This window comes from Arthrobacter sp. Z5-13 (assembly GCF_056499105.1).
Genome location: NZ_CP096460.1, coordinates 1,103,447 through 1,119,762 on the forward strand (window position 1 = coordinate 1,103,447; position 16,316 = coordinate 1,119,762).

Here is a 16,316-nt window from a genome sequence, read left to right on the forward strand (position 1 = left end):
TGAGAACTTAAGTGGCGCAGATCGCGCTCCAATTGCGGAACCAGAAGCCGGTCACCAGATTCGAGTGGCTATCTGCCGGCGTGCCGCGCGCCCAGACGGGAGACTGCCAAGGCGAGCCACAGTTGTACCCGGTCCGCCGTGATGGACGGATCGTAGCCGGTCATTTCGGTGATCTGGGCAAGGCGGTACCGCACTGTATTGCGGTGCAGGGTCAGGGCTTCGGCGACGGCGGCCACCGACCCGTTGTTGCTGAGGTAACTCTCCAGCGTGGTCATCAGCTCGGCACCATGAGTGGCATCGAAAGTCCGCAGCGGATTGAGGGACTCGTTGGCCATGTCCGCCAGGGGTACGTCTTCGCTGGCCAGCAGCAGCGACGTCAGGCTAAGCCGTTCCGGTTCGTTCACTGGCAGGCCACGGCTGGCGGCATCACGGGCCTCGAAGTAGCTCCAGCGGAGCCCGTTCGGCTTGGTGTACGCGCCGCCCATGCCAATTGTGGCGTGGATGCCTGCCTCGGCGAGGTGATCGCTGAGGCGCTTGGCGAGCGCGCCGGAACCGCTGCCGTCGTCGGGGATGACAGTAATAAGGTCCTTGCCGACGACGGCGGTGACCCCCTGCTCCAGCTCGGGCGGAAGTGAGGAGCTGACGAGTTGTTTCTGGTGCGCCGCGGATTCGGCCAGCAGGACCACGTTCTTGCGTGTGCTGTTCACCCCTATCCCCGCCAGTCGCCGGGAAGCTTCACTGGGTTCCAGCGTGCCGTGAATAACGTCCTCAAGGACCTGCCCCGACAATGCCCGCTGGGACTGCCGCTGCTTCATCATGTTGTTCAGCTCCACGCTGATGAGGTTTTGGGCGTAGTTGACGATCCCTGAATCCTCGAAAGGCTTTTTGACCCAAAGAGTGCAGGCATCCCGGCGGCCCGTGGGAATGGGGTAGGACGCCCACCCGTCAGCTGTGGGGGAAGGGTTTCCGGCAGCGCTGTTGTAAAGCTGCGCGGTGAACTGGGTCAGGATGATCTCGGTGCGGAGCATGGAACCGAGGTGCCGGAGAAGCTCCGAAAGCCCGCCGCCCGTCAGCAGTGCCCGGGCCAGGATCTGATGACCGGCGATGAGACGCTCAAGTTTGGCGTAATGGTCGGCCGACTGCGCATCGGCCACCAGTTTGCCGATGGCGATGAACGGGGTCTCGTAGGGCACTTCTACCACCGGAAGTCCCCAGCGGTTAGCTTCGGCGATCAGTGCCGGCGGGACATCCTCATGCGTCAGCCCCGTTCCGAAGCCGATCCCCACCGCACCGGCCCGTTGTACCTGGCGGACGAAGCGGCGCTGCTCCGGAGCCGTGCGCAGCCGCATGCCCGTGGTGAGCACCAGCTCTCCGCCGTTGAGGAACCGCTGGGGATCCTCTTGTTCCGTGACGGCCACCCAATGAATGTCCTGATGCCAGGTGGTCTCCGCCAGGCCGGATTTGCGGAGTTTCAGAGCTTGCACCCCCAGCAGGGCTGCGAGTGAGATTGCCATGCGTAAAGGATAGCCCTGTGCTGTGTCATCGCACTAAAGGATTCGGGCAAAGGTGTGCAGGTGGCTATTCCCAGCTCTGAGGGCAAGGCATAGGCTCGTTGCAGCCGTATCGGAGGCATGCTCCTATGCTCCGCATCACATAAAGGCTCTTTGCCTGAGTCAGTACGAAAGAGGTTGCACACCGTGGTTCAAACCTTGCAGAACTTCATCAACGGCGAGTTCGTCACGCCGTCCGGCACCGCGTTGCTGGACATTGTGAATCCCACCAACGGTGACGTCGTGGCGAAATCTCCGGTTTCCGGCCAGGCTGACGTTGATGCCGCCATGACGGCGGCCGCCGGGGCTTTCAAGAGCTGGAAGCACACCACGCCGGGCCAGCGCCAGCTGATGCTGCTCAAACTTGCTGACGCCATCGAGGCCAACAGCGACGAAATTGTCGAGGCCCAGCACCGTAACACCGGGCAGGTCCGCTCCCTGATCGCCTCAGAGGAAGTTGCAGCCGGAGCAGACCAAATGCGGTTCTTCGCCGGTGCCGCGCGCATCCTGGAGGGCAAGTCCGCCGGCGAGTACTTCGAAGGCCACACCTCCTTTGTCCGCCGCGAGCCCATCGGCGTCGTGGCTCAGGTTGCTCCCTGGAATTACCCGTTCCTTATGGCCATCTGGAAAATCGGTCCGGCCCTCGCTGCCGGCAACACTGTTGTGCTGAAGCCCTCGGACACCACTCCGGAATCCACGCTGGTCCTTGCCAGGCTGGCAGCGGATATCCTTCCCGCCGGCGTGCTCAACGTGATCCTTGGCACCGGCGAGACCGGTTCGATGATGGTGGAGCACAAGGTCCCGGGCCTCGTGTCCATTACCGGTTCAGTCAGGGCGGGTATCGCCGTGGCTTCCGGAGCTGCCAAAGGCCTCAAGCGTGCCCATCTCGAGCTGGGCGGCAAGGCACCTGCCATTGTCTTCAAGGACGCTGATATCAAGAAGAGCGCGGCAGCCATTGCTGAGTTCGCCTTCTTCAATGCGGGCCAGGACTGCACGGCCATCACCCGCGTGCTCGTTGAGGACTCAGTGCACGACGACGTCGTGTCCGCCATGGTGGACCACACCAAGACCCTGCACACCGGCTCCCAGAACGATGAAGAAAACTACTTCGGCCCGCTGAACAACGTCAACCATTTCAAGGCTGTCAGCGCCGTGGTGGAGTCCCTCCCGGAGAACTGCCGGATTGAAATCGGTGGCAAACGGGCGGGGGACCGGGGCTTCTTCTTTGAGCCCACCATCATCACCGGAGCCAAGCAGACAGACAGTGTGGTGCAGCAGGAAACGTTCGGCCCCATCATCACTGTCCAGAAGTTCAGCAGCGAGGAAGAAGCGGTCACCCTGGCCAACGACGTCGAGTACGCCCTCGCGTCAAGCGTCTGGACCAGCGACCACGGTACTGCCATGCGGGTCAGCCGTGACCTCGACTTCGGTGCTGTCTGGATCAACACGCACATCCTGCTCACCGCGGAAATGCCGCACGGAGGTTTCAAGCAATCCGGTTACGGCAAGGACCTGTCCATGTACGGCGTCGAGGATTACACCCGCATCAAGCACGTGATGAGCGCGCTGGACGCATAGTCCCCACCGGCACCCTAACCTCGCTCCGCTTCGGCCAGGGAACCCTCCCGACGTGGGCCCAATTCAGTAGTAAGAAAGGCTTCTCAATGACCGCCACAGCAAGTGAAATCACCTACCGTCTCGAGCAGAAGCGCCGTGTCCATGCCGACTTCCCCGGCCCCAAGTCAGTAGCTCTGACCGAACGCCGTAAGGCAGTGGTGGCTGCCGGCGTCGCCTCCGCCGTCCCTGTTTATGTAGCGGACGCCGACGGCGGGATCATCCACGACGTCGACGGAAACTCCTTCATTGATCTTGGTTCAGGCATCGCCGTGACAAGCGTCGGTGCTTCCGATCCCGCCGTCGTCGGTGCAGTGAAGGAAGCGGTGGAGCACTTCACGCACACCTGCTTTATGGTCACCCCGTACGAGGGCTACGTGGCCGTCGCCGAGCAGCTCAACCGGCTCACCCCCGGCGACTATGAGAAGCGGACGGTCCTCTTCAACTCCGGTGCGGAAGCTGTTGAGAACGCCGTCAAGGTGGCTCGCCTGGCCACCGGCCGGGACGCCGTCGTCGCCTTTGACCACGCCTACCATGGCCGCACCAACCTGACCATGGCACTGACGGCGAAGGCGATGCCGTACAAAACCAACTTCGGCCCGTTCGCGCCCGAGGTTTACCGCATGCCCATGAGCTACCCCTTCCGCGAGGAGAACCCCTCGATCACCGGTGCCGAGGCCGCCAAGCGCGCCATCACCATGATCGAGAAGCAGATCGGTGGCGACCAGGTTGCTGCCATCATCATCGAGCCGATCCAGGGTGAAGGCGGGTTCATTGTCCCGGCGGACGGCTTCCTGCCGGCCCTCTCGGCGTGGGCCAAGGACAAGGGCATCGTCTTCATTGCCGACGAGGTCCAGTCAGGTTTCTGCCGCACGGGCGAATGGTTCGCGGTTAATCACGAGGGCGTTGTTCCGGACATCATCACCATGGCCAAGGGCATCGCCGGTGGCATGCCGCTCTCGGCTATCACCGGCCGCGCTGACCTGCTCGACGCCGTCCACCCGGGCGGCCTGGGCGGCACCTACGGCGGCAACCCGGTAGCGTGCGCCGCTGCCCTCGCGTCGATCGGCTCCATGGAGGAGTACGATCTCAACGCCCGCGCCAAGCACATCGAAGAGCTGGCAACGGGCAAGCTGCGCGAACTCGCTGAGGAAGTCTCCGTAATCGGTGACATCCGCGGCCGCGGCGCCATGCTGGCCATCGAACTGGTGCACTCCGGCTCCAAGGAACCGAACCCGGAGCTGACCAAGGCTGTGGCCGGAGCCTGCCTCAAGGAAGGTGTCATCATCCTCACCTGTGGAACCTACGGCAATGTGATCCGCTTGCTGCCGCCCCTCGTCATCACCGACGAACTGCTGCTCGATGGTCTCTCAGTGCTGGCATCGGCCATCAAGGCCCACGCCTGAGGGGAGTGCCGGAGGCGTCGTCTGGCTAGGCGTGGGCCAGCTTCCGAGCTACTGAGTTCTTCCGGGCGTGAATGAGCATGTCCACTGTGAGAACCAGTAGCGCAAGCCAGACGATGCCGAATCCGATCCACCGGCCCGTCGTCATGGCCTCCTGGAACACCACGAGGGCAATGACGAACTGGAGGACCGGAGCGAAGTACTGCAGCAGGCCGATGCTGGTCATGGGCAGCCGCCGGGCGGAGGCACCGAAGAACACCAGGGGAACAGCTGTGATGATCCCGGAGGACAGCAGCAGCCAGAAGTGGGTAGCCCCGTGGTTGGTCAGTGTGGCGGTGTTGCTGAAGGCAAGGAAAACCATGGTGGCTGCTGCCAGCGGTGCCAGCACAATGGTTTCCACCGTGAGGCTGGTGATGGCGTCCGCCTTTGGACCCACGCGCTTTTTCACGAAGCCGTACAGGCCGAAGCTGACCGCCAGCGTCAACGCGATCCAGGGCAGCTTGCCGTAGGAAATCGTCAAGACCACTACTGCTACAAAACCGATGACGACGGCGGCCCACTGCATGGGGCGAAGCGTTTCCTTCAGCACAAACACGCCCAGCAGGACGGAGACGATCGGGTTGATGAAGTAGCCAAGCGATGCCTCCACCGCCTGGCCGGTGGTTACTCCGAAGGTGTAGGTAAGCCAGTTCACGGCGATAAGGCCGGCCGCTATGGCTAGCGTTCCAAAAACTGTGCTGTCCTTGAAAGCGCCCATGAGGACAGACCAGGAACGTGTGACTGTAATCAGCAGCGCGCAAAAGATGAGCGACCACACCACACGGTTGGCCACGATTTCTACAGCTCCGGCGGGTTGCAGCACGAAGAAGTAGATAGGAAGCAGCCCCCACAGGCCGTAAGCGCCAATCCCGAAGAGGATCCCCGCCGTCGTGTCCTTATCTACAGCCTTCAAGCCAGGCTTTTGTCCTCCCGGAGTGGCTAAGGCGGCTCCGGAATGGGATTCCATCGAAGGTTCGGGCTTCATTGAAGGGCCTGCCACGGGGCCAGAGTTGGTAACACTGGCAGAGGAGGATCCGTGAGAAGTAGGCACAAAGTCAAGAACATCACAGTTGCCGCCAGTATTCCGCCCAGAGAGAAAAGCCTGCTGTCCAAACTGCCCTGGCCCCAGAGGTAGTCAGTAGGCTTACCATTGTGAGCATGATGCATGGGCAGGAAAGCATTCTATGAGACTCAGGCGGAGCAACGCCACGGGCCGGGGCTACCGCAGGGTGGCTGCCGGAAATGGCTTCAGCTACCGGGACTTGGATGGCACTACGCTGCCGCCGGGTCCTGTCCGTGAGCGCCTGGAGAGCATCGGGATCCCGCCCGCCTGGAAGGATGTCTGGATCTCGCCCTTTGAGAACGGGCACATACAGGCGACCGGTCTGGATGCTGTTGGCCGGCGCCAATACATCTACCACCCCGAATGGCGAGAGCGTAAGGACCGGGTGAAGTTCGACCGTGCCCTCCAGCTTGCCGAGTCCCTTCCTTCCGCGCGACGGCGGGTTACCTTGGATCTGCGCTCCGAGGGGCTTTCGCGCGAACGGGTCCTGGCCGCGGCTTTCAGGATGCTGGACAGCGGATCGTTGCGGGTGGGCTCGGAAAAGTACACCAACGAAAATGGCAGCCACGGACTGGCCACGCTGCTCTGCGCCCATGTAAAGGTGCGGAACGACACTCTGCTGCTCAGTTTTCCTGCCAAGAGCGGGAAGACCTGGGAATCGGAAATTGACGATCCGGACCTGGCGTCCCTGATGCGCATTCTCAAGAAACGCGGCGGGAATGCACGCCTGCTGGCCTTCCGGGAACGCCGCAGGTGGCATCCGGTAACAAGTGCCGAGATTAACACCTACGTGAAGGAACGAACCGGGTCCGACTTCACGGCGAAGGACTTCAGGACCCTGCGTGGAACTATTGCTGCCGCCGTGAGCCTCGCCCGGAGTGGGCCGCAAAAATCAGTGGGCGCCCGCAAGGCTGCCATCAGCCAGGCCATGCGGGAGGCGGCGGCTGTTCTTGGTAATACACCTACTATCGCTCGGAAGAGTTACGTCGATCCGCGTTTGCTGGACCACTTCGCGGCCGGCGAGACGATTGATCCCAGGAGGCTGGACTCCGCGGAATCTGAGCTTCGTGCGCTGCTGTACCGCGAAGGGCGGGTGGTCGCCATCCAGAACGCTGGCTGACGGACAGCCCACTAGAATTGGATACTGTGCGCGGCATGAGCTCGTGCAGTCTCCAGTTGCAGAAGGGCACCCGTGACCAGTTCGGCAGAAAGCACGCCCAAACGGCCCCTCCGGGTCGCGATCATCGGCGCGGGGCCGGCAGGGGTCTACGCGGCGGACATCCTCACCAAGTCCAATGAGGTTAAGGACGGGGATTTCGAAGTCAGCATCGATCTCTTCGAGGCCCATCCCGCACCGTATGGCCTGATCCGTTACGGCGTAGCTCCCGACCACCCCCGGATCAAGGGAATCGTCAATGCCCTGCACAAGGTGCTGGACCGAGGCGACATCCGCTTCCTCGGCAACGTTACGTACGGCCGGGACCTGACCCTTCACGACATCCGCGCTTTCTACGACGCCGTGATTTTCTCCACCGGCGCCATCAAGGACGCGGAACTGGACGTGCCCGGTGTCGAGCTGGAGGGATCCTTCGGTGGCGCGGATTTTGTGTCCTGGTATGACGGACATCCGGACGTACCCCGGGACTGGCCGCTGGAAGCCAAGGAAATCGCCGTGATCGGCAACGGCAACGTGGCGCTGGATGTCGCCCGCATGCTGGTTAAGCACGCGGATGAGCTGCTGACGACGGAAATCCCGGACAACGTGTACCGGGCGTTGAAGAATTCCCCCGTCACTGACGTGCATGTGTTCGGCCGCCGGGGTCCGGCTCAAGTGAAATTCACACCGCTTGAACTGCGCGAACTCAGCCATGCCAAGGACGTGGACATTGTTCTGTATCCCGAGGACTTCGAGTTTGATGAGGCCTCCGAGGAAGCCATCCGGAGCAACAACCAGATCAAGACCATGGTCAACACCATGACCAACTGGCTGGCGGAGGAGCACACCGAGGCCGACGTTCCGTCGTCGCGCCGCTTGCACCTGCACTTCCTGCACAGCCCGGTCGAAATTTATGGAAGCGATAGCGGCGACGGCGACGGTGCCGGCAAGGTGGCCGGCATCAAGTTCGAGCGCATGCGGCTCGATGGGACGGGCCATGTCAAGGGCACCGGCGAGTACATCGACTACCCCGTCCAGGCTGTCTACCGCGCCATTGGCTACCACGGTTCCCCGCTGGACGAACTCGAGTACGACGCCAAGTACGGTGTGATCCCCAACGAGGGGGGTCGTGTACTGGACGAATACGGCGAGCCCGTCCCCGGGATCTACACCACCGGCTGGATCAAGCGCGGCCCCGTGGGACTTATTGGCCATACCAAGGGCGATGCATTGGAAACCATCGGCTTCCTGTTGGAGGACCGGCTGACGCTTCCTCCCGCGAAGAATCCCGATCCGCAGGCCATCATCCGGCTGCTGGAGGAACGGGGAATCCGGTATACCACCTGGGAAGGCTGGAACCGGCTGGACGCCCATGAGTTGAAACTCGGTGTGACCTGGTCCGGCGAGACCGAGTCCGGCATCATTCGGGAACGCGTGAAAGTGGTTCCCCGCGAGGAAATGATCGAGATTTCACGCGGACCACAGGACTGACTCGCAGGCGGCTAGCGCCCGGGCACGCATCTGACAGTGATGTGGTGGCTGGCCGGGGGCCGGCCTCTAGCTCAGCCCGGCCAAATCCCCGGACGAGCACGAAGCCGACTCCACGGGTACGTTCAGTCGTAATTCCACATCAGTGCGGCCCGCCACGTTGAGCTTGGCCCCCTGGCTGTTGGACGACGTGACGGACCAGTACCCCTTGGCTCCCTCGTCGAGTCCGGTCACGGTGCTGAATTCGTGGCGCTGCAGCGCGGGGTTTACTGCGTCCATCACCTTCTTGAAACCGTCCGAAGCCTTGACCAGGTCACCGTCGCTGCGGAAGGTCGGGAGGAAGAGGATGCAGCGTCCGTCCGGCTGCCTGTTGATGGACGTTCCATCCGCCGCGGACCAATTGACCTCCGGAATCTTCTCCTCCAAAGCGTTCCTGATTTCAGCCGACACGGGTGAATACTTCTTGAAGCTCTCAGCAATGCCCGACGGCGGTTGGGTCACCGCAGGGACGTCACGTTCGGGAGGCGGGGATTGGCAGCCGGCGAGCACAGGCACAGCAATGAGCACACTCACGACTGCGGCACTGAACGGTGGGAGGCGATGCTCTGCGGCGCTGATGCTCGATGTCCTGACAGGGTCCTGCCGAACTGTCTTCACGTTTCCCCTTGTTTCACTTGATGTCCAGCCTGGCAGTCCTGGCGCTGCGTCCTTTGCGCGCTGCCTGTTGATGCCCAGCCTAGCCTCCGCTGTCTCCGTTCTGCGATGGGCATTCCTACCCATCGCCGGCGCGGTGTGTTCTGGACTACCTTTGGCGCAGGAAGTGCAACACGTTGTCTTGGGAAGGGCTTGGCGGAAACATGTCTGGATTTTGGGGAGCCGATGCTGGCCAGTTGCGGGAGCTGGCGGGATCCCTTCGCGACGGCGGTGAGCGCCTGGCCAGCCTTGCACAGAGTCTGCAGGGGACTTTGGACTCAACGCTCTGGAAGGGCAACGACGGAGAGGCGTTCCGCAGCCAGTGGCAGGGCGAATACCGTGCCGCGCTGGTTCGTTGCGGGCATGTGCTGATGGAGGGCTCCCGCACCCTTGAGGGAAATGCCAGAGACCAGGAACTCGCCAGCGGTGCGGGTAGAGACGCCGTCAACGCCGGTTCCGGAAAAGACCGCGAAGGCGAACCGACAGGCAAGGATGAGCACAAACCGATCGAGGATCCGGTCCCTGAAGGGGACGAAGATCTGGCTGCGGACAGGATTGAGCAGGGTGGGCTCGCGGACTGTTGGTTGCTCGCGAGCCTGGGGGCCATCGCACAGAACGATCCTGACTTCATCCGTGAACACATGGAACTGAACGACGACGGCAGCTATACGGTCACTTTCTACAGGGACGGTGAACCGGTGGAGATCACAGTGGAAGCGAGCATGGTTGAGGCCGCAGCAACAGATCCCGACGGTAACCCCAACTTCGCCACCATTTATGAAAAGGCGGCAGCGGAATTCTTCGGCGGCGACTACGCGGACATTGAATACGATGATCCCCAGCGGGCCCTCGAAGCCATTACCGGTCAGGACGCCGACACCGAGGGGGAGTTGAACTTCGATGATATCCAAGAACGGCTCGACGACGGCCCAGTGGTGGTGTCCTCGGAGTCCGGCGGTGACTGGAACCCCTTCACCAGCAACGACGGCGACGTCGATGACAGCCGCATCGTGGACAACCACGTCTATGTGGTCTCGGAGATCAAGGACGGCAAGATCCACCTGATCAATCCTTGGGGACCCGACGGCGGTACCGGCAGTGATGGCGAATCAAAGGTCGGCGACATTTGGCTGACTGAAGACGAGTACCGTGAAAACTTCCAATCCGTTAGCTCCGTACCTTCAACCAGGGACAAGTGAAGGCAGGCATGTTGACCATGAGCGAAACCATTACCGCCAAACAGGGCACCCAGCCTGAACTCCATGGCGTGCGCATCGGCGTGATGCGGCTCGGCAGGCCGGAGGGCGTCGGCGTGGCCCGGTTGTCCCTTCGCACCCACAGTGAATCACGCATCGAACTTCTGCGGGAGGGTGAGAGCACTGCGCTCTTCGGCAAGGGGACGCTCACGCTGCGGACTGTGTTGTTGCCGGGTGCCGAGTTTGAGCGGGGTGCAGTGGTTCTGGACTTCGAGACTGCCTAGCCTGGAGTCAGTCCGTCCGTCGGCCAACTTGCTGAGAGCCATAGGTTAGAGACGCCTTCCAAGTAAGGGAGGCCTCCTGCGATAAGCAGGAGACCTCCCTCGGTGGTGCGGCCTTCCCTGACACCCCCAGCGGGCCAGGCAAAGCAGTTCTTTTCGTGGTCAGCGCCGCAGGCTGTCCAGGAGCCTGGCCACGTCATGGACATCGTCCGGGAGGGGTTCGACGTCGATCCTCACCTTTGCCCCCGGAAACTGCCCGGTCAGCAGGGTGTTCAGCTCCGCGGCACAACTGTTGATTCGTCCAAAGGCGTCCTGGGTCCGCTCCGATAGAACGATGACGGCGTCAGGGGACCGGCTCAAAACTGTTCCGCTCCGGCTGAAGTTGTCCGCGCAGATGTGGCCAATCCTGGCTTCCAGTTCCCAGCGTCGCCCTGCACCGTGATGGCTGGGGTGCCTGAGGACGGCAAGCAGGAAGCGCCGGCTGACGTCCTCGTGTGCGCCATAAAGTTCATAAAGCCGGTTCCTGAAGTGCGGCCAGGTGGAGAGGCCGCTGGCGGGATCGGTGCAGGAAATCGCAACGCTCAGGAGCGAAGAGGCCTCCACCCAGGCCTCGGCGAAGGCAGCTGTCACCTTCATGGGCGTGGGAAGGTCATGGGCCGAGAAGAGTGCCCCGACGTCGGTCAGGGCTTCGGCGATGCCAACGCCGTCATAAGCCCTCGCCGCCCCCAGTTGCCGTACGGGTTCGAGTGAGCCTGGATCTGCTGTCTTGATGCCTGCGCCAAGCGAACCAAGGCTGAAGACTTTGCCTCCGTGCTGGCTGCCTGCGGACTGGCCGGCCGGCTGGCCGGCCGTGGGCTGGCCGGCCGGCTGGCCGGCCGTGGGCTGGCCGGTGAAGCGGTCGCTGTAAGACGAGGGCCGTGTTGGATCGAAGGATCCGCGGGCAAAAGCGGTTGCCACGGACCGTGTTCCCGCACAAAGCCAGTCGGCCTCGACCCGCCAGTCGGCTGCCATGCTGCGCTGCCGCCAGCGCGCCAGCACATCCAACGGGTCCATAGGCCTGATGCCGGCCGCGGGCTGAAGAATGGTCACAACGGTTAAGAGCGCTCTGCACAGGAGTCATGACGCGACTTTTGAAGATTTTCCCAAGACAACCCGGGAACCTGATTCGCCGGCCGTAAACTGGGAGCCCTGCCCGGTCCGGCAGGGGATACGACGGCCTGTCAGGAAGAATAATGCTCAGCGAAGCCACCCCCGGCGCAGAACCGGCCCAACCCAGCGATGCGGAACTCATCGCCAAGGTGCGGGCAGGAGAAGGGGACGCCTACGGCCAACTCTTCGGACGGCACCACCGGGCCGCCGTCGGGCTTGCCCACCGTTATGCACGCAACGGATCCGACGCCGAAGACCTGGCCGCCGAGGGGTTCGCAAACGTCCTCGCGGCGTTGCAGACCGGATCCGGACCCGACGCCTTCTTTCGTGCCTACCTGTTTTCCTCGATTGCCCGGCTGGCAGCCAGGAAGAACGTTGGAGACGGCCGCCAGACGCTGAGCGATGATCTGACTGCCTATGAGAACCCCACGGGCTACACGGACCCCGTGCTTGCATCATTTGAGTCGAAGACTGTTGCCGACTCGTTCCGCTCGCTGCCCGAACGTTGGCAGGCAGTGCTCTGGTACACCGAAATCGACGGCATGTCGCCAGCGGCCGTAGCGCCGTTGCTGGGATTGTCCGCCAACGGTGTCTCTGCGCTCGCCGTCCGTGCACGCGAAGGCCTGCGGCAGTCCTACCTCCAGCACCACATCACGGCAACAGCCGAGGATCCCGGCTGCGCAGCGGTCACCGACAAGCTGGGCGGCTATGCCCGCCGGGGGCTCAGTCCCCGGAACGAAGCAAAGGTCCGCGACCACCTGGATGAGTGCTCCAAATGCCTCGGCCTGCTCCTGCAGGTCCAGGACGTAGGGGCGGGCATGCGTGGAATCATCTTCCCGCTGGCTGCCGGGCTGGCCTTCCCAACGGCGGGGATTGCCGCCGGCGGACTTTTCAGCGGGGCAGTCCTGGGACTGCAGGAGGGCGCCGCACGCACCTGGGGCTGGGCGCGTTCCCATGCCCTGGTCAGCTCAGGCGCGGCCTCTGTTGCTGCTGCTGCCGTCGCAATCGCAGTGGCCGTGCAGTTTGGCGGGCTTAATGCCGGCGGCGCCGGACAGCAGATGCCGGCAGCCCAATTGCCGGGGGACAGCAGGCCGGCGGACGCGCTGCTTCCTGGCGGGGGAGTTGCCCCCGACGGAGGCTCTTCGCCGGAAGAGGCGCCGAAGGCAGGCGTTCCCGGCTCGCCCGGAACCGAGGACCGGCTGCCTCACGGGTCGGCCGGGGATCGGGCAGCGGATCAGGGCGCAGCGGACCTAGTATCCGCTGATGGGCCGGGCCCAGTGGGAGCAGTGCCAGGCGGTGAACAACTGACAGCGGGGGAGGTCCCTCAGCAGGACACGTCTGCTGATTCAGGAGCCGTGCAAACCGCACCGCAGCCTGCACCGCCGCCAACCGAGGGTCCGGCCCCTTCGCCTCCTCCTGCACCCACGACTCCGCCGACTGCCCCTGCCCCGCCGCCGGCCCCCGCGGAAGCCACGTTGTTCAGCGCCTCGGCCAATGTCAGCCGGAGTGGAGGCGAACAGTTTAGTGACGTACTGGCTATTTCGCTCGCCGCTGTAACCGGCGGATCCCATCCCACAGACGTGACTGTTGTTTTGAAGTATCACGGCTCCCAGACCCGGCCCACAACCGCTGGTTCCGGAGGATGGCAGTGCTCGGTCGGGGGCCGCCAGATCAACTGCACGCTGCCGGCAGCCACCGCCGGAGTACTACCGCCGCTCGTCATTGGCGGTACCAATCCGGCGGCCACGCCCCGCAGCTTCACCCTCGACATTGGTGGTACCCGGGTGATACCTGCGCAATTCGCGTTCTAACTCGAAGCCGTCTCACATTCCGGGACAAATATTGCCGTCCACTGGATGGACACTACTCTTGACAAGTCTGTTTCCAGCACGAAATCAAGATTGTGGACTTCCTCATGAACCTTTTCCGGACCAAGTCAGTTGAGCAGTCGATAACCGACGCCGAAGAGCCGGGCCGCACACTCAAGCGGACCCTGAGTACGTGGGACCTGATGATCATGGGCGTCGCCGTTGCTGTCGGCGCCGGAATCTTCTCGGTAGGGGCAAAGGCTGCGGCAAACTTCGCAGGCCCTGCCGTCACGGTTTCCTTCGCGATCGCTGCCGTCACCTGTGCGCTGGCTATCATGTGCTACGCCGAGTTCGCCACGGCCATTCCGGTGGCAGGCTCCGCCTACGTCTTCACCTACGCCACCATGGGCGAGCTGCTGGCCTGGATCATCGGCTGGAACCTGATCCTGGAGCTGTTCACCGCCGCCGCAGTGATCGCAAAGTACTGGGGAATCTACCTCAGCAAAGTATTCGCGCTGACCGGCCTCGATATTCCGCCGGCCATCTCGCTCGGAGGGATCGACCTCTACTGGGGCGCCTTCCTGATTGTGGCCATCTTTACCGTGCTGCTGGTGCTGGGGACCAAGCTGTCAGCCCGCGTCGGGAACGTGTTCACGCTGATCAAGATCGCCGTCGTTCTGTTCGTTCTCGTTGTGGGGTTCACCTACGTCAAGTTCGAGAACTACAGCCCGTTTGTCCCGGCGTCTGAGCCCACCGCCGCGGCAGGCGCCACCGATGTCCTCAAGCAGTCCTTCTTCGGCTTCCTGACGGGTGCTGCCCCCGCGCAATATGGAACTCTCGGCATCTTTGCGGGCGCAGCCCTGGTCTTCTTCGCTTTCATCGGCTTCGACGTCGTTGCTACCTCCGCTGAAGAGGTCAAGAACCCGCAGAAGACCCTTCCTCGCGGCATCTTCGGTGGCCTGGCAGTGGTGACCCTGCTGTACATCCTGGTCTCGCTCGCGCTGACCGGAATGGTGTCTTACACCGAACTGGCCGAGGTCAAGAACCCTACCCTTACCACGGCTTTTGAAGCGGTAGGGGATACCGGCGCGGCCAAGGTGATCGCGTTCGGCTCACTCGTTGGCCTGACCACTGTCATTATGGTGCTCCTCATGGGTCTGTCGCGTGTGGTTCTTGCCATGAGCCGGGACGGACTCCTGCCGCGATCCCTGTCCAAGACCAGCGCAAAGCGCTCCACTCCGGCCCGTCTCCAGATCATTTGCGGGGCAGCCGTAGCCGTTGTGGCGGGCCTGACGAATGTGGATCTTCTGGAGGAGATGATCAACATCGGAACCCTCTCAGCCTTCGTTATGGTCAGCCTGGGCATCCTGGTACTCCGGAAGAAACGCCCTGACCTGAAGCCGGCGTTCCGCGTTCCTTTCGGCAAGGTGCTTCCGGTGGTGTCTGCCCTTCTGTGCCTCTACCTCATGACAAACCTGGCCGTAGAGACCTGGATCTTCTTCGCGATCTGGCTGGTAGTGGGCATTGCGATCTACTTCTCCTACGGACAGCGGCACTCACGTCTGAACGAGCGCTTCAGCGAAGCCAGGTCTGCGGTTAACAAGACAACGGACGACGACGACGCCCTGACCCGCGTCTAGGCCGCACCCGGGTTTAGGGCCCGTTCGCGACGTCAACCCTGCCGGGCCATGGCTCCTAAGATGGAGCCATGGCCCGCCCTGCAAAACCCGAGCGCAAAGCGGAGCTCCTGTCTGCCATCCTGGACTATCTGATGGACAAGACACTGGCGGCGCTGACCTTTCGCAGCCTCGCCGAGGGGCTCGGTATCTCCAGTTACGTGCTGGTCTACCACTTCGGCAACAGAGAGCAGCTGATCGCCGAAATCATCAGTTCCATCGAGTCCAGGCTGGACCCGATGCGGAGCGCCGACGTGCGCCACATCGATCGCGAGGCGTGGCGCGCGTTCCTGCTGCAATCGTGGGGGTGGACCATGGCACAGCGGAACCGCCATCTGGCGCGGCTGGAGTTCGAGGCCACTGCACAGGACATCGTGGCCGCAGCACCTCGTGGTACGTCGCAGGAGAACTTTCGGATGCTGCACCACAAGACCCGGGACTGGCTGATGAGCCAGGGCATCAGGGAAGAATTCGCCGATACTGATGCACGGCTGTTCACATCGACCTTCTATGGCTTGCAGTTCGACTTTGTGGTCATGAACCAGCCCAAAGAAGCGACCAAAGCGTTTGAGCTGATGCTCTCAGTTTTTTTCAGCAACGTTGACTTTCGACTGGCCACCGAAGGTCACCACAGATGACCTGGGCTCAAACGTGATCGAGCCCAGCGACACCGTACTTCACGGCCTGATCGTAGAGTTCGCGGTGGAATTGGAACGGCCCGAAGGCTGAGTAGTTCCAGCCCGGCCGGTGGGGTTGCTGGAAGCCCGACCATGTGACGGTGGCGTCGGTGACGGTGATTTCAGCGGCCAGGGGCCAGCAGCCGACTTCTCCGCAATCGCATCCCAGCAACCAGGCCTTGCCGGGCTCTGGCCATTGACTGGCTTCTGTTCCGAGGTAGTAGCGCGAAAGGTCACCGTATCTGAAAAAAGCGAGGACAATTCCGCCATATGCACCAGCTGGGCTGTAACCGCGTGAAGATTCGTATTCGTTGACAAGCGTGACAAGTGAACTTCCATCGACCTCCGGTACGAGCGACATCACAGTGTCGATTTCGTACATGGTTTTGACTCTTAATCTCAGCTTGCTCATCACAATCTCATGATGCCATTAGTAGCCGGGCCATCGCTTGCGACCGTGAGTACTTCCATCCCTCGTAGTCTTCAGGTAATTCCAGCCTTTGGAGAGGGTATGGAGGGCCCC

At 62.5% G+C, this 16,316-nt stretch carries 14 protein-coding genes; 9 read left to right on the forward strand and 5 right to left on the reverse strand.

Annotated elements, in window-relative coordinates:
- Window positions 1-68 precede the first annotated feature (68 nt).
- Window positions 69-1,514: a PucR family transcriptional regulator gene (locus M1E02_RS05200; RefSeq protein ID WP_479377086.1), complete on the reverse strand. Its 1,446-nt coding sequence runs from the start codon at window positions 1,512-1,514 to the stop codon at window positions 69-71.
- A gap of 183 nt (window positions 1,515-1,697) precedes the next feature.
- On the opposite strand from M1E02_RS05200, the gene M1E02_RS05205 reads away from it, so the two are divergent.
- Complete coding sequence (locus M1E02_RS05205; protein WP_479377087.1) at window positions 1,698-3,128, forward strand: gamma-aminobutyraldehyde dehydrogenase; 1,431 nt, start codon at window positions 1,698-1,700, stop codon at window positions 3,126-3,128.
- Window positions 3,129-3,214: 86 nt separating this feature from the next.
- Complete coding sequence (gene gabT / locus M1E02_RS05210) at window positions 3,215-4,570, forward strand: 4-aminobutyrate--2-oxoglutarate transaminase (RefSeq protein WP_479377088.1); 1,356 nt, start codon at window positions 3,215-3,217, stop codon at window positions 4,568-4,570.
- A 25-nt stretch (window positions 4,571-4,595) separates the two neighbouring features.
- Here the strand turns inward: gabT and rarD are convergent, their stop codons facing one another.
- A complete protein-coding gene (rarD, locus tag M1E02_RS05215) occupies window positions 4,596-5,573 on the reverse strand; it encodes an EamA family transporter RarD (protein WP_479378071.1) in 978 nt (325 codons plus the stop codon).
- A gap of 217 nt (window positions 5,574-5,790) precedes the next feature.
- Here rarD and M1E02_RS05220 point away from each other — a divergent pair, with 217 nt between their 5' ends.
- On the forward strand, window positions 5,791-6,789 hold the full coding sequence (locus M1E02_RS05220) for a DNA topoisomerase IB (RefSeq protein ID WP_479377089.1): 999 nt from the start codon (window positions 5,791-5,793) through the stop codon (window positions 6,787-6,789).
- A 72-nt stretch (window positions 6,790-6,861) separates the two neighbouring features.
- A complete protein-coding gene (locus M1E02_RS05225) occupies window positions 6,862-8,316 on the forward strand; it encodes an FAD-dependent oxidoreductase (protein WP_479377090.1) in 1,455 nt (484 codons plus the stop codon).
- 66 nt (window positions 8,317-8,382) lie between these two features.
- Here M1E02_RS05225 and M1E02_RS05230 read toward each other — a convergent pair whose 3' ends face one another.
- Window positions 8,383-8,970, reverse strand: a complete 588-nt coding sequence (locus tag M1E02_RS05230; RefSeq protein ID WP_479377091.1) for a hypothetical protein — start codon at window positions 8,968-8,970, stop codon at window positions 8,383-8,385.
- 200 nt (window positions 8,971-9,170) lie between these two features.
- Here M1E02_RS05230 and M1E02_RS05235 point away from each other — a divergent pair, with 200 nt between their 5' ends.
- Complete coding sequence (locus M1E02_RS05235; protein ID WP_479377092.1) at window positions 9,171-10,205, forward strand: C2 family cysteine protease; 1,035 nt, start codon at window positions 9,171-9,173, stop codon at window positions 10,203-10,205.
- 17 nt (window positions 10,206-10,222) lie between these two features.
- Window positions 10,223-10,486 (forward strand): hypothetical protein, encoded by a 264-nt coding sequence (locus M1E02_RS05240; protein ID WP_479377093.1) that lies wholly within the window; start codon window positions 10,223-10,225, stop codon window positions 10,484-10,486.
- Between the two features lie 159 nt (window positions 10,487-10,645).
- On the opposite strand, the gene M1E02_RS05245 is transcribed toward M1E02_RS05240, so the two are convergent.
- Window positions 10,646-11,572, reverse strand: a complete 927-nt coding sequence (locus M1E02_RS05245; protein WP_479377094.1) for a hypothetical protein — start codon at window positions 11,570-11,572, stop codon at window positions 10,646-10,648.
- Between the two features lie 143 nt (window positions 11,573-11,715).
- On the opposite strand from M1E02_RS05245, the gene M1E02_RS05250 reads away from it, so the two are divergent.
- The 3 genes from M1E02_RS05250 to M1E02_RS05260 all read left to right on the forward strand — a co-directional run bounded on the left by M1E02_RS05250 (window position 11,716) and on the right by M1E02_RS05260 (window position 15,754).
- Window positions 11,716-13,443, forward strand: a complete 1,728-nt coding sequence (locus tag M1E02_RS05250; RefSeq protein WP_479377095.1) for a sigma-70 family RNA polymerase sigma factor — start codon at window positions 11,716-11,718, stop codon at window positions 13,441-13,443.
- 104 nt (window positions 13,444-13,547) lie between these two features.
- A complete protein-coding gene (locus M1E02_RS05255; protein ID WP_479377096.1) occupies window positions 13,548-15,080 on the forward strand; it encodes an APC family permease in 1,533 nt (510 codons plus the stop codon).
- Window positions 15,081-15,148: 68 nt separating this feature from the next.
- The gene (locus M1E02_RS05260) at window positions 15,149-15,754 is read left to right on the forward strand and encodes a TetR/AcrR family transcriptional regulator (protein WP_479377097.1); all 606 of its coding nucleotides are present in this window, start codon (window positions 15,149-15,151) and stop codon (window positions 15,752-15,754) included.
- 7 nt (window positions 15,755-15,761) lie between these two features.
- On the opposite strand, the gene M1E02_RS05265 is transcribed toward M1E02_RS05260, so the two are convergent.
- Window positions 15,762-16,175: a hypothetical protein gene (locus tag M1E02_RS05265; RefSeq protein ID WP_479377098.1), complete on the reverse strand. Its 414-nt coding sequence runs from the start codon at window positions 16,173-16,175 to the stop codon at window positions 15,762-15,764.
- Window positions 16,176-16,316 lie beyond the last annotated feature (141 nt).